This is a genomic window from Novosphingobium sp. RL4 (assembly GCF_035658495.1).
Taxonomy (GTDB): Bacteria; Pseudomonadota; Alphaproteobacteria; order Sphingomonadales; family Sphingomonadaceae; genus Novosphingobium.
Genome location: NZ_CP141944.1, coordinates 526,309 through 549,816, shown reverse-complemented (window position 1 = coordinate 549,816; position 23,508 = coordinate 526,309). Strand labels below are relative to the sequence as shown.

26 protein-coding genes are annotated in these 23,508 nt (G+C 66.4%); 14 read left to right on the top strand and 12 right to left on the bottom strand.

Features of this window, described 5'->3' with window-relative positions; translation table 11 throughout:
- Positions 1 to 185 precede the first annotated feature (185 nt).
- The 6 genes from U9J33_RS02725 (at position 186) to rplL (ending at position 3,816) form a co-directional block, all read left to right on the top strand.
- Positions 186 to 1,208 (top strand): hypothetical protein, encoded by a 1,023-nt coding sequence (locus tag U9J33_RS02725; protein ID WP_324697699.1) that lies wholly within the window; start codon positions 186 to 188, stop codon positions 1,206 to 1,208.
- A gap of 242 nt (positions 1,209 to 1,450) precedes the next feature.
- The gene (locus U9J33_RS02720; protein WP_156336802.1) at positions 1,451 to 1,621 is read left to right on the top strand and encodes a hypothetical protein; all 171 of its coding nucleotides are present in this window, start codon (positions 1,451 to 1,453) and stop codon (positions 1,619 to 1,621) included.
- 41 nt (positions 1,622 to 1,662) lie between these two features.
- Positions 1,663 to 2,211, top strand: coding sequence for a DUF2975 domain-containing protein (locus tag U9J33_RS02715; RefSeq protein ID WP_292637309.1), 549 nt, complete (start codon positions 1,663 to 1,665; stop codon positions 2,209 to 2,211).
- The gene (locus tag U9J33_RS02710) at positions 2,211 to 2,471 is read left to right on the top strand and encodes a helix-turn-helix domain-containing protein (RefSeq protein WP_054441052.1); all 261 of its coding nucleotides are present in this window, start codon (positions 2,211 to 2,213) and stop codon (positions 2,469 to 2,471) included. The genes U9J33_RS02715 and U9J33_RS02710 overlap by 1 nt, the downstream gene beginning before the upstream one ends.
- A 336-nt stretch (positions 2,472 to 2,807) precedes the next feature.
- Positions 2,808 to 3,320: a 50S ribosomal protein L10 gene (gene rplJ / locus U9J33_RS02705; RefSeq protein ID WP_132469373.1), complete on the top strand. Its 513-nt coding sequence runs from the start codon at positions 2,808 to 2,810 to the stop codon at positions 3,318 to 3,320.
- A 124-nt stretch (positions 3,321 to 3,444) separates the two neighbouring features.
- A complete protein-coding gene (gene rplL, locus U9J33_RS02700) occupies positions 3,445 to 3,816 on the top strand; it encodes a 50S ribosomal protein L7/L12 (protein ID WP_185998250.1) in 372 nt (123 codons plus the stop codon).
- A 111-nt stretch (positions 3,817 to 3,927) separates the two neighbouring features.
- Here the strand turns inward: rplL and U9J33_RS02695 are convergent, their stop codons facing one another.
- Together U9J33_RS02695 and U9J33_RS02690 are read right to left on the bottom strand one after the other, a co-directional pair.
- Positions 3,928 to 4,629, bottom strand: coding sequence for a Crp/Fnr family transcriptional regulator (locus U9J33_RS02695; RefSeq protein WP_324697694.1), 702 nt, complete (start codon positions 4,627 to 4,629; stop codon positions 3,928 to 3,930).
- A 72-nt stretch (positions 4,630 to 4,701) separates the two neighbouring features.
- Positions 4,702 to 5,757, bottom strand: a complete 1,056-nt coding sequence (locus U9J33_RS02690) for a S66 peptidase family protein (protein WP_185998251.1) — start codon at positions 5,755 to 5,757, stop codon at positions 4,702 to 4,704.
- Between the two features lie 97 nt (positions 5,758 to 5,854).
- On the opposite strand from U9J33_RS02690, the gene U9J33_RS02685 reads away from it, so the two are divergent.
- Positions 5,855 to 6,730, top strand: a complete 876-nt coding sequence (locus tag U9J33_RS02685; RefSeq protein ID WP_054441159.1) for a TIGR00730 family Rossman fold protein — start codon at positions 5,855 to 5,857, stop codon at positions 6,728 to 6,730.
- A 33-nt stretch (positions 6,731 to 6,763) separates the two neighbouring features.
- Here the strand turns inward: U9J33_RS02685 and thiD are convergent, their stop codons facing one another.
- The 3 genes from thiD to glmM form a co-directional block, all read right to left on the bottom strand.
- Positions 6,764 to 7,513, bottom strand: a complete 750-nt coding sequence (gene thiD, locus U9J33_RS02680) for a bifunctional hydroxymethylpyrimidine kinase/phosphomethylpyrimidine kinase (RefSeq protein ID WP_324697691.1) — start codon at positions 7,511 to 7,513, stop codon at positions 6,764 to 6,766.
- Between the two features lie 85 nt (positions 7,514 to 7,598).
- Positions 7,599 to 7,823: a DUF1272 domain-containing protein gene (locus U9J33_RS02675; protein WP_054441061.1), complete on the bottom strand. Its 225-nt coding sequence runs from the start codon at positions 7,821 to 7,823 to the stop codon at positions 7,599 to 7,601.
- A 36-nt stretch (positions 7,824 to 7,859) separates the two neighbouring features.
- Entirely contained in the window at positions 7,860 to 9,200 is a 1,341-nt protein-coding gene (gene glmM, locus U9J33_RS02670) for a phosphoglucosamine mutase (RefSeq protein ID WP_132469372.1), read from the bottom strand.
- Between the two features lie 166 nt (positions 9,201 to 9,366).
- Between glmM and U9J33_RS02665 the strand changes: the two genes are divergently transcribed.
- Positions 9,367 to 10,659 (top strand): dicarboxylate/amino acid:cation symporter, encoded by a 1,293-nt coding sequence (locus tag U9J33_RS02665; RefSeq protein ID WP_324697688.1) that lies wholly within the window; start codon positions 9,367 to 9,369, stop codon positions 10,657 to 10,659.
- 13 nt (positions 10,660 to 10,672) lie between these two features.
- Here the strand turns inward: U9J33_RS02665 and U9J33_RS02660 are convergent, their stop codons facing one another.
- A complete protein-coding gene (locus U9J33_RS02660; RefSeq protein ID WP_054441063.1) occupies positions 10,673 to 11,281 on the bottom strand; it encodes an HNH endonuclease in 609 nt (202 codons plus the stop codon).
- Positions 11,282 to 11,621: 340 nt separating this feature from the next.
- On the opposite strand from U9J33_RS02660, the gene gluQRS reads away from it, so the two are divergent.
- The 5 genes from gluQRS (at position 11,622) to U9J33_RS02635 (ending at position 14,716) form a co-directional block, all read left to right on the top strand.
- Positions 11,622 to 12,467 (top strand): tRNA glutamyl-Q(34) synthetase GluQRS, encoded by an 846-nt coding sequence (gene gluQRS / locus U9J33_RS02655; protein WP_324697686.1) that lies wholly within the window; start codon positions 11,622 to 11,624, stop codon positions 12,465 to 12,467.
- Positions 12,464 to 12,697 (top strand): HIG1 domain-containing protein, encoded by a 234-nt coding sequence (locus tag U9J33_RS02650; protein WP_054441067.1) that lies wholly within the window; start codon positions 12,464 to 12,466, stop codon positions 12,695 to 12,697. The genes gluQRS and U9J33_RS02650 overlap by 4 nt, the downstream gene beginning before the upstream one ends.
- A 69-nt stretch (positions 12,698 to 12,766) precedes the next feature.
- Entirely contained in the window at positions 12,767 to 13,336 is a 570-nt protein-coding gene (locus U9J33_RS02645; RefSeq protein ID WP_324697683.1) for a cob(I)yrinic acid a,c-diamide adenosyltransferase, read from the top strand.
- Between the two features lie 39 nt (positions 13,337 to 13,375).
- Positions 13,376 to 14,245 carry a 3-hydroxyacyl-CoA dehydrogenase family protein gene (locus U9J33_RS02640; protein WP_324697681.1) on the top strand — a complete coding sequence of 290 codons (870 nt, stop codon included), beginning with the start codon at positions 13,376 to 13,378 and terminating at the stop codon, positions 14,243 to 14,245.
- 150 nt (positions 14,246 to 14,395) lie between these two features.
- Complete coding sequence (locus tag U9J33_RS02635) at positions 14,396 to 14,716, top strand: hypothetical protein (RefSeq protein ID WP_054441071.1); 321 nt, start codon at positions 14,396 to 14,398, stop codon at positions 14,714 to 14,716.
- On the opposite strand, the gene U9J33_RS02630 is transcribed toward U9J33_RS02635, so the two are convergent.
- Together U9J33_RS02630 and mutS are read right to left on the bottom strand one after the other, a co-directional pair.
- Positions 14,717 to 14,908: a hypothetical protein gene (locus tag U9J33_RS02630; protein WP_054441072.1), complete on the bottom strand. Its 192-nt coding sequence runs from the start codon at positions 14,906 to 14,908 to the stop codon at positions 14,717 to 14,719.
- A gap of 23 nt (positions 14,909 to 14,931) precedes the next feature.
- Positions 14,932 to 17,514, bottom strand: a complete 2,583-nt coding sequence (gene mutS, locus U9J33_RS02625) for a DNA mismatch repair protein MutS (protein ID WP_324698994.1) — start codon at positions 17,512 to 17,514, stop codon at positions 14,932 to 14,934.
- Between the two features lie 150 nt (positions 17,515 to 17,664).
- Here mutS and U9J33_RS02620 point away from each other — a divergent pair, with 150 nt between their 5' ends.
- The gene (locus U9J33_RS02620) at positions 17,665 to 19,932 is read left to right on the top strand and encodes an NADP-dependent malic enzyme (protein ID WP_132469370.1); all 2,268 of its coding nucleotides are present in this window, start codon (positions 17,665 to 17,667) and stop codon (positions 19,930 to 19,932) included.
- A 105-nt stretch (positions 19,933 to 20,037) separates the two neighbouring features.
- On the opposite strand, the gene trmB is transcribed toward U9J33_RS02620, so the two are convergent.
- The 4 genes from trmB to U9J33_RS02600 all read right to left on the bottom strand — a co-directional run bounded on the left by trmB (position 20,038) and on the right by U9J33_RS02600 (position 23,498).
- Positions 20,038 to 20,754, bottom strand: a complete 717-nt coding sequence (gene trmB, locus U9J33_RS02615) for a tRNA (guanine(46)-N(7))-methyltransferase TrmB (protein ID WP_054441075.1) — start codon at positions 20,752 to 20,754, stop codon at positions 20,038 to 20,040.
- Between the two features lie 261 nt (positions 20,755 to 21,015).
- Positions 21,016 to 21,711 carry a response regulator transcription factor CtrA gene (gene ctrA, locus U9J33_RS02610; RefSeq protein WP_054441077.1) on the bottom strand — a complete coding sequence of 232 codons (696 nt, stop codon included), beginning with the start codon at positions 21,709 to 21,711 and terminating at the stop codon, positions 21,016 to 21,018.
- A gap of 169 nt (positions 21,712 to 21,880) precedes the next feature.
- Complete coding sequence (locus U9J33_RS02605; RefSeq protein WP_324697675.1) at positions 21,881 to 23,299, bottom strand: putative O-glycosylation ligase, exosortase A system-associated; 1,419 nt, start codon at positions 23,297 to 23,299, stop codon at positions 21,881 to 21,883.
- On the bottom strand, positions 23,292 to 23,498 hold the full coding sequence (locus U9J33_RS02600) for a hypothetical protein (protein ID WP_185998948.1): 207 nt from the start codon (positions 23,496 to 23,498) through the stop codon (positions 23,292 to 23,294). The genes U9J33_RS02605 and U9J33_RS02600 overlap by 8 nt, the downstream gene beginning before the upstream one ends.
- Between the last annotated feature and the right edge of the window lie 10 nt (positions 23,499 to 23,508).

Below are 23,508 nucleotides of genomic sequence, written 5' to 3'. Positions count from 1 at the left end.
GATGCCAAAATCGTGAACGCCAAATGAACAACGCGTTTTCATTTTGAAATGTTATTTATTAGGAAAAAATCATTCATGAGTATCATGCGCACACAACCCAGCAATTCGTCGTCCTATTTGCTTCGTTTCGCCGCGAATTCACAAGTTGTCGGGTAACTTCGTCGCATTTCCCGCATTGGACATGCATGGAAAAAGCTCACGCCCCCCGCTCGCATGTCGCGCTTACGGCGATTGCCGCCGTCCTCGCGTTCACTTCCGCCCCTGCCTTCGCGCAGGAAGCGGTATCACCGCCACTGCCCGACGCAGCCGCACCGACAATTGCCGTGCCGGCGGAGCCAGCGCCCCCGCCGTCCGCCGTACCTTCGGCCGTGCCGACGCTTGTCCTGCCGGATCTGGGCTCGGAACCGGCGGCCGATACGCCCGCTCCGCCGGCCGTAGAGGCGGCCACGCCAGTCCCTGTCGCCGCTGTTCCTGTCGCCGCCCCGGCTGAACAGGCGGCCCCGGCTCGCGAACCCGCAACCAGACAGGCCCGCACGACGAGCGCCGCCACCGCAGTCACCCGTTCGCCGCCCGAACCCACCCGCGTTCCCACCGCATCCGATGCCGGAACTGCGCGGGACGGCGCCCTGGCACAGGGGGACGCGGCGCCGGCTCCGGCCACGACAGGCGATGTCCCGGCCACTCCTCCGCCCGCAGCCGCACCGCAAGCCGCGAATGACAGCCCCGCCTCGGATCGCCTCCCGGTGGAGGGCATCGTCGGTCTGCTCGCCGCGCTCGGCGTGGCCGGCGCCGGGATCGCGCTCATGACCCTGCGCCGCAGGCAGGACCGGATCGAGCCGGACTACGCCAGCCCCGACTACACCAGCCCGGACTACGCCGACGAGATCGAGGCCTATCCCGCCACGGCAGTGCATCCGCGAGGCGCGGAGATTGCGCCGCCCGCCGCTACCGCCATCCCCGCCGCGCAAGGCCCGGTTCCGCTTGGCGAGGACCGTCAGGCCCTGCTCGAAACCATGGTGGCCGCGCCGCCCGACGCCGCAAACCCGTTCACCTCGCACAAGGCCCGGATGCGCCGCGCGCGGCTGATCCTGCAACACCGCGAGCACCTGCAGACCCAGGGCAAGCCTTTCGACTGGCGCACCTACAGGCCCACGACCAAGCCCTCCCCACCCTCCAGGGCCGAACAACAAGAACCGGTCGACGCCTGACGCCGACTCCGCCGTAACCCCTGCGCGGCGGACCGGTCCCAATGCGGGGCGATTCCCTCGGGAGTCGCCCCGCTTTTCCGTGCCTCCGCCACCGGCGCCGCCCGGCCTTGCCCCGCAAGCGGTCGCGGAAGACGGATTTCTCGAAATACAATCAGGCACATATTGTTTTTCGATATTATCGATTGACGATAAGGCGAATCGCGCTTATTGAATATCGATATCAAGCATATCGGAGAACGAACATGACCCTCTCGAACACCTCATCGGCTTCACGCCCTCTCGCCGTTGTCCTGGCCGCGGTCCTCATGGCCGCCTTCTGGCTCCCCACCGTTTCCACGCCCGCCGAAGCCGCCGCCACCGCCGGAAACGACGTGATCGTGCTCGCGGCGCCGATCACCCCGGCGCTGATGTAATTTCGCGAACCACAGAACGAACAACCAGGGGGACCCGGACAATGCCTTCCACCATGAACTCGATCACCCGCGATCCGCTGCTCGCCATCGCCAAGGGCCTACTGTGGTTCCTGATGGCCACGATGGCCATCGCCGTCGCCGCCTGCCTTGTGGCCATCCCGCTGCTGCTGTTCTTCCAGAACGACATCTCGGTCGAACTTGCGCGGGAGATGCCGCTCGTCACGCCGCAGTTCTTCTGGGCGGTCAGCGGTATCCTGGTCTTTGCCGCGATCCTGTGCGGCGTCCTGTTCCGGATCTTTCAGTTGCTCAAGCGCATCGTCGGCACCGTGGGCGAGGGCGACCCCTTCGTGCCGGACAATGCCCGGCGGCTCACGCAGATGGCATGGCTCAGCCTCGTAGTGCAGCTCATCGGCCTGCCGCTTTCCGGGCTCGGCGCGTGGGTCAACCGGATCGGCGAAGGCCATACCGATCTCGAGGGCATGGGCGGAATCTCGGGCAACGGCCTGCTGCTGATGCTGATCCTGTTCATTCTGGCACGCGTGTTCCGCAAGGGCTCGGAAATGCGCGCCGAACTGGAAGGGACCGTATGATGGCCGAAGACGGCAACGAAGGAGGCAATATCGTGGTCAAGCTCGACGACCTGCTCTACGCCCGCCGCATGACGCTGACCGAACTGGCGGAACGCATCGGCATCACCCTGGCCAACCTCTCGATCCTCAAGACCGGCAAGGCCAAGGCGATCCGCTTCTCCACGCTGGAGGCGATCTGCCGGGAACTGGACTGCCAGCCTGGCGACCTGCTGGGATATGGCGCGCCGGAAACGCCGGAACCGGAAGCCCAGCCGGACTGACCCTGCCAGACTGATCCTGCAAACCGAGATTACTTGACTCCGGGCGCGCTTTCCTTCAGAGGCGCGCTCGAACCGTTGGGCCCCGGCCCATCGTTCATCCGTCCGAGACAGTTGGTGCCCTCGATCTGCGAGAGCTTAATTTCCAGCCTAGACGGGGAACAGGAAATTTTCCGGCCCTCGCTCCTTTTCGAAGCGTGGTGCCATATTCGGGCTTCGGCACGAAGAACTCCTTCCCCATCGCAAACGGACCCGCCCGAAGTGCATCAGCGCTTCGGACAAACGTAGCCGGCCGTGCGGGATGCAAGTCCCAAGCGGTCACATGTGAAGGAGTAAGGCATGGATCGTTCGCAGAAAGCCGATTCGGTCGCCACTCTCAACGCGGTCTTCAACGAGGTCGGCGTGGTGGTCATCACCCGCAACCTCGGCATGTCGGTGGCTCAGTCCACCGCCCTGCGCGGCAAGATTCGTGATGCGGGCGCGACTTACAAGGTTGCGAAGAACAGTCTTGCCAAGCTTGCCATCGCGGACACCGACTATGTCGGTATCGGCGACTTCCTCAACGGCCCGACGGCTATCGCGACTTCGGTCGACCCCGTCGCGGCTGCCAAGGCCGTCGTCGAATTCGCCAAGACGACCGACAAGATCGAGATCGTCGGCGGCGCGATGGGTTCGCAGGTTCTGAACGCCGATGGTGTCAAGGCTCTCGCCTCGATGCCCTCGCTCGACGAACTGCGCGCCAAGCTCATCGGCCTCGTTCAGGCTCCGGCGACCAAGATCGCCCAGCTTCAGACCGCTCCGGCGGCCAAGCTGGCGCGCGTCTTCGCTGCCTACGCCGACAAGGCTGCTTGAGCTCAAGCCCCGAGCGATTTTTCGTAAGATCGCGAAGGGCCAAGCCTAAGCAATTCTATTCGTTTCGATTTATCCCGGTGGATCGCATCCTGCACCCCGGGACCACAGATCAGGAGTTATTATCATGGCCGATATCGCCAAGCTTGTTGAAGAACTGTCGCAGCTGACCGTCCTCGAGGCCGCTGACCTCGCCAAGGCTCTCGAAGAAGCATGGGGCGTTTCCGCCGCTGCTGCCGTTGCCGTGGCTGCTGCCCCGGCCGGCGAAGCCGCTGCCGCTGAAGAGCAGACCGAATTCGACGTCATCCTCACCGGCGACGGTGGCAAGAAGATCCAGGTCATCAAGGAAGTCCGCGCCATCACCGGTCTGGGCCTCGCTGAAGCCAAGGCTCTCGTTGAAGGCGCTCCCAAGGCCGTCAAGGAAGGCGTCAACAAGGCTGAAGCCGAAGACATCAAGAAGAAGATCGAAGAAGCCGGCGGCACCGTCGAGCTCAAGTAATCTTCTTCTCGGGTTCTTCCGAGCAGAAAAAGGAAGGGCGGCCTCTCGGGGCCGCCCTTTTTTTGTCCTGTCCGGGCTGGCGAAGGGGCCGGTACGGCGCTTTCGGTATGCTCAGCCGGCCTCGGCCACCAGCACCTCGTAATCGAGGATCGTCACCTCCCGGCGGGAAGGCAGGTCGATCACGCGATCGTTCTTGAGCCGGGTGAACTGGCGGCTCACCGTCTCGATGGTGAGGCCGAGCACGTCGGCGATCTGCTGGCGGGAGAACGGCAGCGTCACGCGGCGCTGGCCCGGTTCTTCGAAGTTCCACGTGCAACCCGGCACCTCGAGCCGCTCCGCCATCTCGATCAGGAAGCTCGCCAGCTTTTCGGAGGCGGACTTGCGACCCAGCAGCAGCATCCAGCGGCGCGTGCGGTCAAGCTCGGCCAGCGTACGCTCCAGCAGCTTGTGCTCCAGCGCCGGATGTTCGCGCGCAAAGGCATCGAAATCGCGGCGGGAGAACACGCAGACCTTCGCCTCGGTCAGCGCCGTGGCCCCGTGGCCGCTGGTGCCGCCGAAGGGCCGGCCGATGAAGTCGGACGGATAGACCACGCCGACGATCTGCTCCCGCCCGTCCTCGGTGTTGGTGGACAGCTTGAGCACGCCGTCGATCACGTTCGCGACGAGAACCGAATCCTCGCCTTCCCAGATCAGCGATTCGCCGGGCTGGATCGTGCGGGTGCGCCCGATGGCGTTGAGCGCTTCGAGCTCCTTCGCATCGAGGGATGAACAGATCGCCCGGTTCCGAACGACACACAGGTCACAGTTGGACATGGCCCCGCGATAACAGCCACTTCCCCGTGCCTCAAGTGCAGGCGCACCCGCGCGATGATGGCCTGCACCGTTTCAGGTAACGGCCGGCTCCAGCAGGCGCATGGTGCCGGCATCGGCGTCGATTTCCACCGGCAGGCCTACCGGCACGCTGACCTGCGCGGCGATGTGGCCGATCTGGAGCCCCTGGAAGGCAGGCACCCGAAGCCCGGAGAACTGGCGGTCAAGCACTTCGTAGATCGTGAAATTGGAATAGCCGCCATCCGGGTTCTGGCAGCCGGTGCACTGGCCGAAGACCACGCCCGCCACTTTGTCGAACATCCCCGCCAGGGAGAGCTGGGTGAGCATGCGGTCGATCCGGTACTCGGATTCGTTGGTGTCCTCGATGAACAGCACCGCGCCGGTGAAGTCGGGCAGGTAGGGCGTGCCCACCAGCGCCGAAAGCACGGTGAGGTTGCCGCCCAGCAGCCGCCCCCGTGCCTTGCCGCCGTGGAACGTGCGCAGATCCTTGCCCCGCCCCGCGAGGTTCGCGCCCGCGCCCTGCGGTACCTGCCAGGTCGGCGTGGCCCCTTCGAAAGCCAGCGCATGGAACGATTCCCAGGCCGCAGGCGGCCAGGAGGCGGCAGCATTGGGGCCGTGGATCGACGCCACGCCGGTTCGCGCGGCGAAAGCGAGATGCAGGGCGGTATTGTCGCTGAAGCCCGCGAACAGCTTGGGACTGGCGGCGATCCGGTCAAAATCGAGCAGCGGCAGGAGCCGGGCACACCCCCAGCCGCCCGCCACCGACATGATTCCCCGCACCTTGGGATCGGCGAACATGGCCATGAGATCGCCCGCCCGCGCCGCGTCGGAACCGGCAAGGTAGCCTTCCCGCTCAAGCACATGCGGCGCCGCCTTCGGCTCCAGCCCCATGGCGCGCACGGTGCTCATGATCGAATCGAGGCCGAACCGGTCCCCCACGAACCGCGCCGGAGCGACGAGGCCCAGCACGTCGCCCTCGCGCAGGCGCGGCGGTTTCACCAGCTTGCGCAGGGGCGCGGAAATCGCCGGAAGCGCGGGAAATGCGGCAACGGCCGCCGCCGCACCAAGGCCCGCCAGAGCGGAGCGCCGCGTAAGTTTCTGGTTCGACATGAATCCAGGCTAGGCGAGCGCAAGGCTTGCGTGCAACCGTATCTTACTTAAATCCTTATATCTCGACGCCGCGCCTCCCAGCGGCCATGGAATGCAGATGACCGAAAAAGAAGACAAGAAAGTCACCAACCGCCGCTTCTACAAGGCGGAGCAGGAAGCCACCTTCGCCGATGCGCAGGAAGGCACCATCCAGACCCAGAACCCGGCTTACCGCCTCGCCTTCCAGGACACCGAGTTCCTGCTGCGCGACGAACTGCGCCCGGTTCGCTTCCAGCTCGAACTGCTCAAGACCGAGATGCTGCTGGAAGAAGCCAATATCGGCTCGACCATGGTGATGTACGGCTCCGCCCGCATCCCCTCGCCCGACCAGTGCGACGAAGTGCTCGCCCGCGCCAAGACCGATCAGGAAAAGAAGGTCGCCGAACGCCTCGTCGCCAAGGCGAAGTACTACGAGGAAGCCCGCAAGCTTGCCCGCCTCGCCAGCCAGTGCTCGGTGGTGGAAAAGGGCATGCGCCAGTTCGTGGTCTGCTCGGGCGGCGGCCCCTCGATCATGGAAGCGGCCAACCGCGGCGCGCGCGAAGTGGGCGCGGAGACGCTGGGCCTCAACATCGTGCTCCCGCACGAGCAGGCGCCCAATCCCTACGTGACGCCGCGCCTGTCCTTCCAGTTCCACTACTTCGCGCTGCGCAAGATGCACTTCCTGCTGCGCGCCCGCGCGGTGGCGGTGTTCCCCGGCGGCTTCGGCACGTTCGACGAGTTCTTCGAACTGCTGACCCTGATCCAGACCGGCAAGATGAAGCCGCTGCCGATCCTGCTCTACGGCCGGGAGTTCTGGGAACGCGTCGTCAACTTCGAGGCGCTGGCCGAGGAAGGCGTGATCAATGCCGCCGACCTCAAGCTGTTCCACTGGTGCGAAACCGCCGACGAAGGCTGGAACGTGGTCCAGAAGTTCTACGATCTGGACTGCTGCTGAAGCATCGGGCGGGCAGGCCCCCGGGTCTGCCCGCTACCCCCTGACGTGATGCCCGAGCGGGCCGTGCCCTGCACCGAAACCGGGCGCATTGAGCAGGGCGGCGCGCACATAGTCGCGGGCGCTGACGATCGCCGCTTCCAGCCCTGCCCCCTGCCCCATGAAGGTCGCGATGGCGCTGGAAAAAGTGCAGCCGGTGCCGTGCGTATGGCGCGTCTCGATGCGCGATGCCGTCCACGAAAGCGGCAGTTCGCCGGGCCGCAGCAACCTGTCCTCCACGATCGGACCTTCGGCATCGCCGCCCTTGGCGATATAGGACACGCCCCGCGCAGCCATCGCCCTGTCACCGCCCAGCGCCGCCAGTTCGGGCACGTTCGGCGTGGTCAGCGTGGCCAGCGCCATGAGCCGCTCGAACGCCTCGATCGTGGCCGCATCGGCAAGAACGGAGCCGCTCGTCGAGATCATCACCGGATCGAACACCACCGGCACGTTCAGCGCTTCCAGCCGCTCCGCCACGACATGGGCGATCTCGGGGCTGCCGAGCATGCCGATCTTCACCGCATCCACGCCGATGTCGCCAAGACAGGCGTCGATCTGCGCCGCCACCATCTCGGGCGAGAGCGCCACCACGTCCGTCACCCCGCAGGTATTCTGCGCGGTGATCGCGGTGATCGCGGTCATGGCATAACCGCCGAGCATCACGATGGTCTTGATATCGGCCTGGATACCGGCACCGCCGGAACTGTCGGAACCGGCAATGGAGAGAATGCGGGGCGGTGTGATCATGGCGCTCCCTTGCCGCGTGGCGGGAGCGGTGTCGAGAGAAGAGAAAGGGGGCAGTCCCGGGGGATGATCCCCTGCCTTTCCTGTTCTACCCCTTGAACCTGCGCTCCTTCGAAGGCGGCGCGGAATCGAAGTGCCGCTTCGCCCGCGTCGGCCGGTCGAGCAGTTCGCCGCCGCAATTGGGGCAAAGCTCGTCGAGATCGTCCGCGCATTCCGCGCAGTAAGTGCATTCGAAGCTGCAGATGAACGCGCCGGGGGCATCGGCCGGAAGGTCGGTGCCGCAGCGTTCGCAGTCAGGGCGCATTTCAAGCATTCAAGATCTCCCGCTCATCCCGAGCTTGTCGAAGGGTCAGGCGGCGGCCTTTTCCACCGCGGCGCAGATCGCGGCCACGGCGGCCTCCACTTGCCCGGCATCGTCGCCTTCCGCCATCACGCGAATCAGCGGCTCGGTGCCCGAGGCGCGGATGACGAGGCGCCCGCTGCCGTTGAGCGAGGCTTCGGCATCGGCGATCGCGCTCTTCACGCTGGCGGCTTCCAGCGGCTGCCCGCCCGAGAAGCGCACATTGCGCAGAAGCTGCGGCACCGGGTCGAACAGGTGGAGCAGTTCGCTCGCCCGCTTGCCCGACTGGACGAGCGCGGCCAGCACCTGGAGCGCGGCCACGGTGCCATCGCCCGTGGTGGCATGATCGAGCAGGATCATGTGACCCGACTGTTCGCCGCCCAGGTTGAAACCACCCGCCCGCATGCGTTCGAGGACGTGGCGGTCGCCCACCTTGGTCCGTTCGAGGGTCAGCCCCTGCCCTTGCAGATAGCGTTCGAGGCCGAGGTTCGACATGACCGTTGCCACCACGCCGCCGCCGCGCAGGGCGCCGCGCGCGGCCAGCTGGGTGCCGATCAGCGCCATGATCTGGTCGCCGTCCACGGTCTTGCCCTTCTCGTCCACCACGATCAGGCGGTCGGCATCGCCATCGAGCGCAATGCCGATATCGGCGCCCGAGGAGACCACGGTTTCCTGAAGCAGTTCGACATGGGTGGAACCGCACTTGGCGTTGATGTTGCGGCCATTGGGCGTGACGCCCACGGCCACCACTTCGGCGCCCAGTTCCCAGAACGCCGACGGGGCAACCTGATAGGCCGCGCCGTTTGCGCAATCGACCGCGATCTTCAGCCCGTCCAGCCGCACGGCCTCCGGCAGCGAGCGCTTGACCGCGTGGATGTAGCGGCCGCGCGCATCGTCGATACGGCGGGCCCGGCCGATGTCTTCCGATGCGGCGAGCGGGATTTCCTGACCGAGCATGGCCTCGATCGCCAGTTCGTCCTCGTCGGAAAGCTTGAAGCCGTCCGGGCCGAACAGCTTGATGCCGTTGTCCTCGTAAGGGTTATGGCTGGCCGAGATCATCACGCCCACATCGGCGCGCAGTTCGCGGGTGAGCAGGGCGACCGCCGGGGTCGGCATCGGTCCCAGCAGGACCACGTCCATGCCCACGCTGGTAAAGCCCGCGACCATCGCGTTTTCCAGCATGTAGCCAGAAAGGCGCGTGTCCTTGCCGATCACCACGCGGTGCCGGTGCGTGCCGCGCAGGAACCGGGTGCCGGCCGCCTGGCCGACCTTCATGGCGATGGCGGCGGTCATCGCGCCGTGGTTGGTGCGACCGCGGATACCGTCGGTGCCGAAGAACTGTCTGCTCATGACCTGCCCCTTGGAGACTCTTTCGTTAACGCCGAATGACGTGCGCACCCCGGCCTTCGCCGCTCCCTCAAGCGCGCTCTGTAACCGCAGCGAGGGCAAATTGCCATCGGGCGCGCCGCCGCTTATGAGAAAGCAAGACTTCAGGCCGCATTTTCCCAGGAGCCCGATGACTTCCCCGAACCCCACGCCACCTCGAACGGGCACCTCCCGCATTCCCGAGATTCGGGTGCCCGGAATGCTGACGCTGGCCGGCCTCGTCGCCGGACTGGTGCTGGGGCTGGTTCTGGCAGGCGATCCGCGCGCGGCGCCGGTGCTCGGGATCGCCGGGCCGATCGGCACGCTCTGGCTGCAGGGCCTGCAGATGACGATCCTGCCGCTGGTCGCGGGTCTGCTGTTCAGCGGCATCGTGGAAACCATCGCCGCCGCGCAGGCAGGCGCCCTGGCGCGGCGGGCGCTGGGCATGATCGTGGGCTTCCTTGCCTTCAGCGCCGTGCTGGGCGCGGTGGCCATGCCGCTGCTGCTGGACCTGTTCCCGATTCCCTCCGGCGTGCGGTTCGCCCACGGCGAGGAACCCGCCAAAGTGCCCGGCATCGCCGATTTCCTGTCCTCCCTTATGCCGGAAAACGTGATCTCCGCCGCCGCGGCCGACGCCATGCTGCCGGTGATCGTCTTCGTCACGCTCTTCGCCATCGCCTCCACCAGACTGGCCGAGGAGCCGCGCCGCGCGCTGGCGGTGCTGTTCGAAGGCGTGGCGGGCGCGATGATGGTGGTGATCGGCTGGGTGCTCGCGCTGGCGCCGATCGGCGTCTTCGCGCTGGGCTTCGGGCTCGGCGTGAGAAGCGGCGGCGCGGCGCTGGGGGCGCTGGCGCATTACATCGTGCTGGTGGTGGCGGTGGGCGCCGTGGTGCTACCGGCAGGCTACCTGATCGCGGTCTTCGGCGGACGGCGCCGCCTGCGCGCTTTCGCCGCTGCCGTGCTGCCTGCGCAAGTCGTGGCGATCTCCACCCAGTCCTCCATGGCAACCCTGCCGGCCATGCTCGCCGCCAGCCGCAAGCTGGGGGTTTCCGGCACGACGGCGGAGTTCGTCCTGCCCCTTGCCGTAACCCTGTTCCGCGCGACCGGACCGGCGATGAACATGGCCGTGGCGGTCTATGCCGCGAAGTTGGCGGGCATGGAGCTGACCACCGGGGCGCTGGCGGCAGGCGCGCTTGTCGCTTTCGTCACGACGTTCGGCACCGTTTCGCTGCCGGGCACGATCAGCTTCGTCTCGACCATCGGGCCGATCGCGGCCGCCATGGGCGTGCCGCTCTGGCCGCTGGGCGTGCTGGTGGCGGTGGAAGTCCTGCCCGACCTGATGCGAACCCTCGGCAATGTGACAATGGACGTGGCCATAACCACGGCGGCCGACCGCAATGCCCCGGCGCAGGAGCGCGAAGCGGCCCCGGAAACGCTGCACTGAGCGACAGAGGCGCTCAGGCCTCCAGCTCGATGTCCCAGTAGAGCCAGTCGCGCCAGGTTTCGTGGAGATAGTTAGGCGGGAAGGCCCGGCCGCGTTCGAGGAGTTGCCAGCTCGTCGGCCGGATCGGCGCCACCAGCGGCGGCATGTTCGCCTGCTTCGGCGTGCGGCCACCCTTCCTGAGATTGCACGGCGCGCAGGCGGTGAGGATGTTTTCCCAGCTCGTCCGCCCGCCGAGGCGGCGCGGGACCACATGATCGAACGTAAGGTGCTGGGGAGAGCCGCAATACTGGCAGCTGAAGCGATCGCGCAGGAACAGGTTGAAGCGGGTGAAGGCGGGAAATTCGGACGGCTTCACATATTGGCGAAGCGCGATGACCGAGGGGATCTGCATCGACCAGCTGGGGCTGTGGACCACCCGGTCGTAGCTGGAGATGATGTCCACCCTTTCCAGGACGATCGCCTTGATCGCGGTCTGCCAGGGCCAGAGGCTGAGGGGGTAGTAGGAAAGCGGCGTGTAGTCCGCATTGAGCACCAGAGCAGGACAGTCGGAAAGACTTCGGGAGGGGTCATCCTCCGCGCTGCGGAACCGGGCCGCGCGCTCGATCAGCTCCGACTTGAGCATGGCCTCCTGTCGCAGGCCCTGATTGCGGTTTCATGGCAACGCATGTTTTTCTTTGCAGCATCTACGCGAGTCGCCGTCAAGCCGGGACCGGGGTGGCCCCATACAACAATCCACAGGTTCACCACAAGAATTCCACAAACACCCCACAGGCACTCCACACCCTGAAGACAGGATATACCACTATTATCCACACCCTTACCCCCGCGCCGGGCGCGAGATGACGGCCGCCGGCGGCGGGCTTTCCTGCAAGAGCGGGCGCGGCGTACCGGGTTCGGGCCCCCGAAGGCTTCCTCCATGCCCTCTTTGCGACAAACGGCGGCGCGGCTAGGACGCGGGCGAGATGATCCGCACCCGCTTCGCCCCCAGCCCCAACGGCCCGCTGCACCTCGGCCATGCCTTCGCGGCAGTGACGGCGCACGACCTTTCCCGCGCGCGCGGCGGCGAATTCCTGCTGCGGATCGAGGATATCGACGGCGAACGCAGCCGCCCGCAGTTCGTCGAGGAATTCTTTCGCGACCTCGAATGGCTCGGTCTCGCCTGGGATGGGGAGGCGCGCTTCCAGTCGCACCGGCTGGCGCGATACGCGCAGGCCGGGGAGCGGCTGAAGGCCATGGGCCTGCTCTATCCCTGCCACTGCACCCGCGCCGAAATCGCCGCCGCCGCCACGCGGATGGGGCCTGACGGTCCGGTCTATCCCGGCACCTGCCGCCACCGGCAGGCCAAGGCGGAAGGCGCGGCCTGGCGGCTGGACGTGGCCCGCGCGCTGGAGATCGCCGGCCCGCTCGAATGGACCGACGAACAGGCCGGCACCCTGCCCGCCACGCCGGAGATATTCGGGGACGTGGTGCTGCTGAGGAAGGATCTTCCCGCCAGCTACCACCTCGCCGCCACGCTGGACGATGCGGCGGACGGCATCACGCTCGTCACGCGCGGGATGGACCTGTTCCCGGCGAGCCACGTCCACCGGCTGCTGCAGGCCCTGCTCGGCCTGCCGGTGCCGGTCTGGCATCATCACCCCCTGCTGGTGGAATCCGATGGCCGCAAGCTGGCCAAGCGGCGCGGATCGCCCTCGCTCGGCGATCGGCGCCGCGCGGGAGAGGATGGCAAGGCCATCGCCGAGGCGCTTCGCCGGCGCCAGTTCCCTGCTGGCATTTCGCTTTCGGCGGGCGTAGACCATCCGGCATGAGCACCATTCTCATCCCCATCATCATCCTGCTGATGATCATGGTCGTCGTCACCCTCGTGCGCGGCATCGTCGCCTTCATGCAGGGCGCCAAGGAAGACCTGAACCGCGATCCCGCCGCAACCGGGCCGTCCGCGAACCAGCTTCTCCAGAACAAGATGATGTTCAACCGCATCAAGTATCAGGCGGCGGCAGTGCTGGTCTGCGCCATCCTGCTGGCAATGGCCCGCTGACCTTTTCGATGAGCATGGCGGCAGTGCCGCCAAAAATTCGCCCCCGGCGGATTCTCGAAGGACTCTCACTTGGTAAAGCTCAACAAGATCTACACCCGCACGGGTGACGACGGCACCACGGGCCTCGTCGACGGTTCGCGGCTGCCCAAGCACGCCGCCCGCATGGAGGCGATCGGCGCGGTGGACGAGGCGAACTGCGCCATCGGCCTGGCCGTCTGCGCGCTGGGCGAAACCCCGCATGCCGCGACCCTCACTCGTATCCAGAACGACCTGTTCGACCTTGGCGCCGACCTCGCGACCCCCGGGGACGATTTCGCGCCCGGCGAGATGACCCTGCGCGTCGTGCCCTCGCAAGTCACCTGGCTCGAAGGAGAGATCGACGCGATCAACGCCCATCTCCAGCCGCTCAGGAGCTTCATCCTCCCCGGCGGCAGCGAAGCCGCCGCCCGCGTCCACATCGCCCGCGCCTCCGCCCGCAAGGCGGAGCGTGCCGCCGTCGCCATGGCCGCCGAAGTGCCTGCCAATCCGGCCGCGCTCGGCTATCTCAACCGGCTCAGCGACTATCTCTTCGTCCTCGCCCGGGCGGTGAATGCCAATGGGGCCGACGACGTCCTTTGGGTGCCGGGCCAGAACCGCTAGGCACCTTTTCCGTCACCGGATCAGCAGAGGAGTTTGGCAGTGCGTAAAGTCGGAATCATCGGCGCGGGCATCATGGGCTCGGGCATCGCCCAGACCGTGGCCGGAAAGGGCATGGACGTGATCCTGTCCGATATCTCGATCGAAAACGCCGAGAAGGGCAAGGCCGGCATCGCCAGGGGCCTCGCCCGGCTGGTGGCCAAGGAAAAGATCGCCCAGGCCGACGTCGACGCGCTGCTGCCCCGCATCACCACGGCGGGCGATTATTCCGCCATGGGCGACTGCGACCTCATCATCGAGGCCGCGACCGAGCGGGAGGATATCAAGCTGAAGATCTTCGCCGCCGTGGGCGAAGTTCTGGGCGCCGATGCCATCCTCGCCTCCAACACCAGTTCGATTCCGATCACCCGCATGGCCGCCGCCTCTCCCGACGCCGCGCGGTTCTGCGGGTTGCACTTCTTCAACCCGGTGCCGGTCATGGGCCTGGTGGAAGTGATCCCCGGCCTTGCCACCTCGCCGGAAACCACCGCGCGCATGAAGGCCTTCGGCGAAGCGCTGGGCAAGACCGTGGTGCTGGCGGGCGATGCGCCGGGCTTCGTGGTCAACCGCATCCTCTGCCCGCTGCTCAACGAGGCGATCTTCGTGCTGGGCGAAGGGCTGGCCTCGGTCGAGGATATCGACGCGGGCATGCGGCTTGGCGCCAATCACCCGATGGGCCCGCTGACGCTGGCGGATTTCGTGGGCCTCGATACCCTTTACGAGATCATGAAAGTGTTCCTGGCGACCACCGGCGATCCCAAGTACCGCCCTGCCCCGCTGCTGCAGAAGTACGTCGAGGCCGGCTGGTACGGCCGCAAGACGGGCCGCGGCTTCTACGATTATTCGGGCGAGGTTCCCGTTCCCACGCGCTGAACCGGCGATCCCGGAGCGAAGGGGGCGGCAGCGCTGTCCCCATACTGGCGTCTCATTCCACCTTGCTCAGGCGGCGCGGCCGAAATTGTCCACGCCGCCTGAGGAACCGGCCACTCCGCCTGACCGTTACTTCGGCAAAGGAGACCCGAGATGAGCGAACGCCCCGACGACCGCGCCCCCGAAACGGTCAACCCCGAGCAGGAAGACGAAGACACCCAGGCCCAGACCTTCGCCGAGGAGGCGCAAGGTCGCGGCTCTGAAAGCTTCGGTCTGGAAGACAGCGAGAAAGTGAAGGGCGGCATCGCCGACGAGGACGACATCGAGGATCTCGTCGATCACATGAAGCAGATGGATTCCAGCGGCGTGATCGACATGTCCGCTTATCGCGGCGAAGAGACGATGGACGATCTCGAAGACCGCTACGGCAAGGAAAACGCCGCCGACGAGGATTTCGCGGACGACGATAGCTGACTAGCCGGGCCCAGCGTCCCTGGCCCAGGGGTTCTTGTGCGAGGGCTTCGCGGCGGCTTTGGCCGCAGTGTCGCCCTGCCCCTGATCGTCGGGCGACGGCACCGAGCAATAGGCGGTCAGCAGGACACTGGCCGACCAGAACAGCGCCTGCCAGCGGCTCTTGAACACATTCCTGATCTTGGGCCCGAACATGCGCGCAGGCTAGCGCAGGCTGGTTAAGACTCCGTGCCTGCCTCTCGCTTGAGATCGTAGAGGATCTCCAGCGCGTCGCGCGGGCTCAGGGCATCGATGTCCATGTCGCGCAGCTTGTCGCGCAGGGCGTCGCACTGTTCCTCGTGCGCGTCCTGCGCCGCGGCGAACAGGGGCAGGTCGCCGAGACCCGCCGCGAGGCCGCCGGTTTCCGCGCGGCCCTTCTCCAGCTTTTCCAGCACCGACTTGGCCCTGCTGATGACCTTGGGCGGCACCCCGGCAAGGCGCGCCACGGCAAGGCCGTAGCTGCGATCCGCCGGACCTTCGGCCAGTTCGTGCAGCAACACCAGATCGCCCTTCCACTCCCGCGCGCGGACGTGATGCAGCGAAAGCGCCTCGCAGGTTTCGCCGAGCCGCGCCATCTCGTGATAGTGCGTCGCGAAGAGGCAGCGGCAGCGGTTGGTTTCGTGAACGGCTTCCGCCACGGCCCAGGCCAGCGCAAGCCCGTCGTAAGTCGAGGTGCCGCGCCCCACTTCATCGAGGATGACGAAGCTGCGGTCGGTCGCCTGCGCGAGGATGGCGGCGGTCTCCACCATCTCGACCATGAAGGTCGAACGTCCGCGCGCAAGATTGTCCGAAGCGCCGACACGGCTGAACAGGCGGTCCACCATGCCGATCCGCGCCGATTTGGCCGGTACGAAACCGCCCGCCTGCGCCAGCAGCACGATCAGCGCGTTCTGGCGCAGGAAGGTGGACTTACCGCCCATGTTGGGGCCGCCGACCAGCCAGAGCCGGTCATGGCTGGCGAGCCGGCAGTCGTTGGCGACGAAGCGCTCGCCCTGCACCTTCAGCGCGGCCTCGACCACCGGATGGCGGCCGCCTTCGATGTCCAGCGAGATACCGTCCACGACCACGGGCCGCGTCCAGCCACCTTCGGCGGCGCGCTCGGCCTGTCCCGCCGCCACGTCGATACGGGCGAGCGCAGCGGCGGTGCGGGCGATGGCATGGCGCGCGGCCACGGCCTGCGCCACCAGTCCCTCGAAATGCGCTTCCTCGGCGGCGAGCGCATGGGCGCCCGCCTCGGTGATGCGGCTGGCTTCCTCATGCAGGGCCAGCGCATTGAAGCGCATGGCACCCGCCATGGTCTGGCGGTGCGAGAAGCCGCTGTCCGGCTCCAGCAGCTTGTCGGCATGGCGCTGCGGCACTTCGATGAAGTAGCCGAGCACGTTGTTGTGCTTGATCTTGAGCGCGGCCACGCCGGTCTGCTCGCGGTACTTCGCCTCCAGCGCGGCGATGGCGCGGCGGGCATTGCCCGAAGTGACGCGCAGTTCGTCAAGGGCGGCATCGTAGCCGCTGGCGATATAGCCGCCCTGCCCGCGCTCGGTCGGCGGGGTTTCCACCAGCGCCCGCGCGAAGTGATCGACCAGCGCCGCGTGCCCGCCGAGGTCCGGCATCAGCCGGTCCAGCAGCACCGGCAACCCTACCATGGGCGCCAGCCGCTCGCCGATCCGGCGCGCACCGGAAAGACCGTCACGAAGCTGGCCGAGATCGCGCGGACTGCCACGGCCCGCCACCACGCGGCCCAGCGCGCGGCCGACGTCCGGCAGCGCCCGCAGCGCCGCGCGCATGTCCTCGCGCAGCAGGGCGTCATCGTGCAGCCATTCGACCAGTTCCAGCCGCTCGGCAATCGCATGGCGATCGGTCAGCGGGGCGGAGAGGTCCTCGGCGAGCTGGCGCGCACCGGCGCCCGTCACGCAGCGGTCGATCGCCTCGACAAGGCTGCCCTTGCGGCCGCCTTGCGAGGATTCGAGGATTTCGAGACTGGCGCGCGTCGCCTCGTCCATCGCCAGCGCCGCGTCCCCGCTGCGCGCCTCGGGCGGCAGCAGCAGCGGCAGCTTGCCCCGGCCGACATGGTCGAGATAGGCGATCAGCCCGCCCGCCGCCGCCAGCATGGCGCGGGTGAACGTGCCAAAGCCGTCAAGCGTGGCGACGCCGTGGACCAGCTTCAGCCGCTCGTCCCCGCCATCGGAGGAGAACTCGTGGCCCGAACGCGGGATCGCGCCGTCGGGCGCCAGTTCCCAGCCTTCGGGCACGACCAGTTCGCGTGCCCCCAGCCGCGCCAGCGCCGCGCCCAGCCGGTCGGGCGGGCACTCTTCCAGTTCCATGCGCCCGGTGGAAATGTCGCAGGCCGCCACCCCCACCACGCCGCGCAGTTCGCAGGCCGCCGCCAGCACATTGGCCCGGCGCGGTTCGAGCAGCGATTCCTCGGTCAGCGTGCCCGCGGTGACGAAGCGCACGATATCGCGCGTGACCAGCGCCTTGGAGCCGCCGCGCTTCTTCGCCTCGGCCGGGGTCTCGGTCTGCTCGGCTATAGCCACGCGGCAACCTGCCTTGATCAGGCGGGCAAGGTAGCCCTCCGCGGCATGGACCGGCACGCCGCACATCGGGATCGGCTGGCCGCCGTGCTCGCCCCGCGTGGTAAGTGCAATGTCGAGAACCTGGCTTGCGGTTTTCGCATCCTCGAAGAACAGCTCGAAGAAATCGCCCATTCGGTAGAACAGCAGGCAATCCCCCGCCACCTCGCGCAAGGCAAGGTACTGGGCCATCATCGGGGTCGTGCCCGTCTTCTCCGGAATACCGCTCATGGCCCAGAGCGTTAGCCCTGTGGTTCCCCTGTTGTGAAGCGTGTCTGGCGTGCCTTTCCCCTATCGCGTGGCGAGAACATTCGTTAGGGCCGCTTCCAAATCGGGAGAAATCGCTTGTCCGACAAAGCCAAGATCCAGTTCACCGAGCGCGAAGCGCTGTTCTATCACAACACGATCCGCCCCGGTAAGATCGAGATCATTGCGTCGAAGCCCATGGCCACGCAACGCGACCTCAGCCTTGCCTATTCCCCCGGCGTGGCCGTTCCGGTCCAGGCGATCGCCGACGATCCCGCCACCGCCTACGATTATACCGCCAAGGGCAACCTCGTTGCGGTGATCTCGAACGGCACCGCGATCCTGGGCATGGGCAACCTCGGCGCGCTGGCGTCGAAGCCGGTGATGGAAGGCAAGGCCGTGCTGTTCAAGCGCTTCGCCGACGTCGATTCCATCGACATCGAGCTGGCCAGCGAGGATACCGACGCCCTGATCGAGGCCATCGCCATGATGGAGCCGAGCTTCGGCGGCATCAACCTCGAGGATATCAAGGCACCCGAATGCTTCATCATCGAGCAGGCCCTGCGCGAACGGATGAACATCCCGGTCATGCACGACGACCAGCACGGCACCGCGATCATCGCCGCCGCCGGCCTGATCAACGCCTGCCTCATCACCGGGCGTGACCTCAAGGACGTGAAGGTCGTGGTCAACGGCGCCGGCGCCTCGGCGCTGGCCTGCACCGCGCTTATCAAGTCGATCGGCGTGCGCCACGAGAACGTCACCGTCTGCGACCGTACCGGCGTGATCTATCGCGGCCGCGAGACCGGCATGGACCAGTGGAAGAGCGCGCACGCGATCGACACCCCGCACCGCACCCTGGAAGAGGCGCTGGTCGGCGCCGACGTGTTCCTCGGCCTTTCCGCCGCCGGTGCGCTCAAGCCCGAATACGTGAAGAAGATGGCCGAACAGCCGATCATCTTCGCGATGGCCAACCCCGATCCCGAGATCACCCCGCCCGATGCCAAGGCCGTGCGCCCCGATGCGATCGTGGCCACCGGCCGTTCGGACTATCCGAACCAGGTGAACAACGTGCTCGGCTTCCCCTTCATCTTCCGCGGCGCGCTGGACGTCCATGCCACCGCGATCAACGAAGAGATGAAGATCGCCGCTGCCAACGCCATCGCCGAACTGGCCCGCGAACAGGTCCACGAAGACGTGGCCGCCGCTTACGGCGGTGAAACCCAGCAGTTCGGGCGCGACTATATCATCCCCGCGCCGTTCGACCCGCGCCTGATGGAAGTCGTACCGATGGCGGTCGCCCGCGCGGCGATGGAATCCGGCGTCGCCGGTCGCCCGATCGAGGACTTCGAAGCCTACCGCGACCAGCTCAAGGCGCGGCTCAACCCGACGACCTCGGTGCTCACCCGCGTCTACGAGCAGGTCCGCGCCAATCCCAAGCGCGTGATCTTCGCCGAAGCGGACAACGAAGTGGTCCTGCGCGCAGCGATCCAGTACCGCGACTTCGGCTACGGCGAGCCCGTGCTGGTCGGCCGCACCCAGGTCATCCTCGACAAGATGGCCGAACTGGGCGTGCCCAACCCCGAAAGCTACCACATCGAGAATTCGATGGTGTCCGAGCACGTCGGCCCGATGGTGGAGATGCTCTACGAGCGCCTCAAGCGCCGCGGCTTCCTCCAGCGCGACGTGCAGCGCATGGTCAATACCGACCGCAACATCTTCGCCTCCGGCCTGCTCAAGCTGGGCGTGGGCGATGCGCTCATCACCGGCATGACCCGCCCCTTCGCGCAGACCATGAAGGAAGTGCGCCGCGTGCTGGACCCGGCAACGGGCAAGCTGGCGTTCGGCATCCACATGCTGGTGGGCAAGAACCACACCGTGTTCATGGCCGACACCACCATCAACGAACGCCCGAACGCCGAACAGCTCGCGGTGATCGCCAAGGAAACTGCCGCCGTCGCCCGCCGCCTGGGCCACGAACCGCGCGTCGCCTTCCTCAGCTACTCGACCTTCGGCAATCCCTCGGGCAAGTGGCTGGAGCAGACCCGCGAAGCCATCCGCATCCTCGACGAGGAAAAGCCGGACTTCGAATACGAAGGCGAAATGGCGCCTGACGCCGCGCTCAACCCCAAGATCATGGCGCTTTATCCGTTCAGCCGCCTGTCGGCTCCGGCGAACGTGCTGATCATGCCGGGCCTGCAGTCCGCCAATATCTCGGCCAAGCTGCTCAAGGAAATCGGCGGCACGACGTCGATCGGCCCGATGCTGCTGGGCGCGGAAAAGCCGGTGCAGATCGTGCCGATGACCGCGCTGGCGCCGGACGTGCTGACGCTGGCCGTGCTCGCGGCGGCCGGTATCGCCGGATAACATCGAAAAAGGGGCGCCCGGATCATGTCCGGACGCCCCTTTTTTTCCCAGAGATGCCGCCGTCCCGGACCTGATCCGGGGCGGCGTTTCTTTTGGGCCTGACGCTTACTTGCGCCGATAGCGGAAATACCAGACCTCGTGCCCGTAGACGGTGCGCGCCTTGTTCTCGTAGCGCGTCTCCGGCCAGCCGCCCGGACGGACCTGGAAGTCCTGCGGTTTCTCGCAAAGCCACTCGAACTGGTCGGTATGGCGCTGCATCACCATCAGCGCGTGGCGCACGTAGACCGCGTGGTCCGTGCCGAAACGGAACTCGCCGCCGGGCTTCAGCTTGGCCGCGAACATGTCCACCGGGCCATCGTTCATCATGCGCCGCTTGGCATGGCGCGCCTTGGGCCAGGGGTCCGGGTGCAGCAGGTAGAGGAACGAGAGCGAACCGTCGGGAATGCGCGAAAGCACTTCCAGCGCATCGCCGTGATGAATGCGCACATTGCCGAGCGGCGTGCTGGCGCCATTGTCTCCGGCAACATGGGTGAGCGCCTGGGCAACACCGTTGATGAAGGGTTCGGCGCCGATGAAGCCGTGGTTGGGCAGCATGTCCGCCCGGCCCGCCATATGTTCGCCGCCGCCGAAGCCGATCTCGAAATGCATCGGGCGATCGTCGCCGAACAGCAGGTCGGAGGTGACCGGACCTTCGAGGGGAACCGCGATTCGCGGGAGCAGGTTGTCGACCAGCGCCTGCTGGCCCGCGCGCAGGGGCTTGCCCTTGGCGCGGCCGTAGAGGCGGTTGAGCGTGGTCGGATCGCCGGGTTTGTGAGCCGTCATGGCGCGGGGCACTGGCACCGTTGCCCGGCAAGGTCAACGTGGGACCCGCCGCTACGGCCCCACTCGCGCCGATTTCCCGGCGACGGAGACGGAACCGGGCCTGTTCTCAGCCCCCTTCCCCGGCCTTCGCCGGCGCCGAAGGCGAAGGGGGAACCTGAAGGCCGCAGGCCTCGAAAGCGAAACGGCCCGCCCCCGGAAGGGCAGGCCGCTTTGTTCCCGCATCAGTTACGCACGCGCCCCTATGTTTAGAGGCGGGTCGGTTCAGGCGACGTCCTGAAGCTCGTCCGGGTCGCGCAGCACATAGCCGCGGCCCCAGACCGTCTCGATGTAGTTGGCGCCGCCGCAGGCATGGGCCAGCTTCTTGCGCAGCTTGCAGATGAAGACGTCGATGATCTTGAGTTCGGGTTCGTCCATGCCGCCGTAAAGGTGGTTGAGGAACATTTCCTTGGTCAGCGTGGTGCCCTTGCGCAGCGAGAGCAGCTCCAGCATCGCATATTCCTTGCCGGTCAGATGCACGCGGGCGCTGTCGACCTCGACGGTCTTGGCGTCGAGGTTGACGACCAGCTTGCCGGTACGGATGACCGACTGCGAATGGCCCTTCGAGCGGCGAACCACGGCGTGAATGCGCGCGATCAGTTCTTCGCGGTGGAAGGGCTTGGTCACATAGTCGTCGGCGCCGAAGCCGAACGAGCGGACCTTCGAATCCATTTCCGAGATGCCCGAAAGGATCAGCACCGGCGTCTGCACCTTGGCGACGCGCAGCTTCTTGAGCACGTCATAGCCGTGCATGTCGGGCAGGTTGAGGTCGAGCAGGATGATGTCGTAATCGTAGAGCTTGCCGAGATCGAGGCCTTCTTCGCCCAGATCCGTCGAATAGACGTTGAAGCCTTCGGCCGTCAGCATGAGCTCGATAGCCCGCGCGGTGGTCGGTTCATCCTCGATCAGCAGCACTCGCATCGGAATTCCCTTTCGCCCCCGTCCTCTCGGCGCAAACCCCAGCCGGAACGGACATTTCCCTGTATTAACCATAGGACCAATGAAGGTTAAAGGTTAATTTGCCGTAAATGGCGAAGCCCGGGACTTTTCAGAGCGATAGGAAACCGTCGCGCGTTAGGATTAAATTTTCTCAAGGAGCACGGCCGGTCCCGATCCGGTGCCTGTGCCGACCGGCTACCCCCCTGGGCGACGTGGCAGCCTGCACCCGCATCTCTGGTGCCTTCAGGTGTCGTTCTGGTGCGGTTGTGTCGATCCGCTTCAGGTAGCTCCAGAAGCCGCATTGCAGGCCGATCAGCATCAGGATGAAGGGCTGGAAAGCGATGCCAACGAACAGCGATCCGATCAGGTAGACCACTTGCGCAAGCTGGAGCGCGATCGCCAGCGGCGCCACCCAGGCCTCGTCGGCACCGGTGCGTTTCCTCCAGCGGCGGCGGATCATCTCCATCTGCACCAGCCCGGTCAGTTGCAGCAGTATCCACAGGAAGAACCCCGGAAAACCCTGCTCTCCCAGCATTTCGAAATAGCTCGAATGGAAGGCGCGCCCCTGCTCGACGACCGGCGTTCGCGTGACCGTCGTGCTGTTGCCCACCGTCTGCACGGAGACCGTATCGTAAGCCACCTTGCTCGCCATGCTGACCACGAAGCCGCCGCCCAGCGGATTGTGCTTCACATAGTCCCAGGTCCAGCTCCACACCCCGAGACGGGTACCGGCGGACTGGTCGGACTGGTGGTTCTCGATCGTCCCCATGCGCGCCAGGAAAGAGGCCGGCAGGAACGGCAAGGCAACCATGACGGCCAGCGCCATTCCCCCCGCGATCAGCACCTTGTGCCGGGCCGTTCGCAAGTAGAACAGGCATAGCACGCCCAGGCACACCAGCCCCGTCCGGGCCTGGGTTCCCACCGGAATCAGGGCACAGGCAAAGATCAGCGCCGCCGCGAAAACACGCACGCGCCAGTCAGGCGGGAAGACCGTCCCGTACTTCGCCAGCCACAGGATGATGGGAATGATGGCGATCGCCACGCAGGAAAGGATCGACCCTTCGTAGAGCCCGGTGTTGTTGTCCACGAAGATCCGCAAAGTGCCGTAGCCGCTGCCGCCAAGCGCGGTTTTCAGCCCTCCATCGACGATCAGCGCCGCAGCGGACAGCACCATGACCAGCGCCACCGCCTCTATCCGCAACCGCGTTCGCAAGGTGAAAGGCAGGAAGATCGCGAAGACCAGCGCCTTCCAGACCCAGGCCCATTTCTCCTGCGCCTCCACCGGATAAACGGCCCGAAGCGTGCTTACCGCGCAATAGAACAACAGCAGCGCCAGCAGGATCTGGCGCCCGGTAATGCGCGAATCGCGCTTGTCGTCAAACAGAACCCAGCCGAGAAAGGCTGCGGCAAAGGCCATGAGCGAGACCGGAAAATGCGCCAGTATCCCCCAGGAAATGACCTGCGGCGACATGATGTCGACATAGAGATAGCACAGCACCCAGAGAAACGGACGCTTGAGCCCCAGCAGGAGAAACCCGAAGAGAAAGCCGCTCAGCGCAAGATCAATCATCGCCTGCCGCCTCTTGCGTGTCGCTCGAATCCGGGCTTCCGGCCCGGTCGTCCGCGCCGCCCCACTGCATCCCGCGGCGGACGATGCGGCGGCTTTTCTCCGCCCCGCCCTCCACGTCCAGTTCCGGCCGCCACAGCAGGCGCCAGGCGGCAAGCGCCAAGAGGGCGTGGCTCACGGCAAGGGCAAGGATGTCGACCATCGCTGCCGGG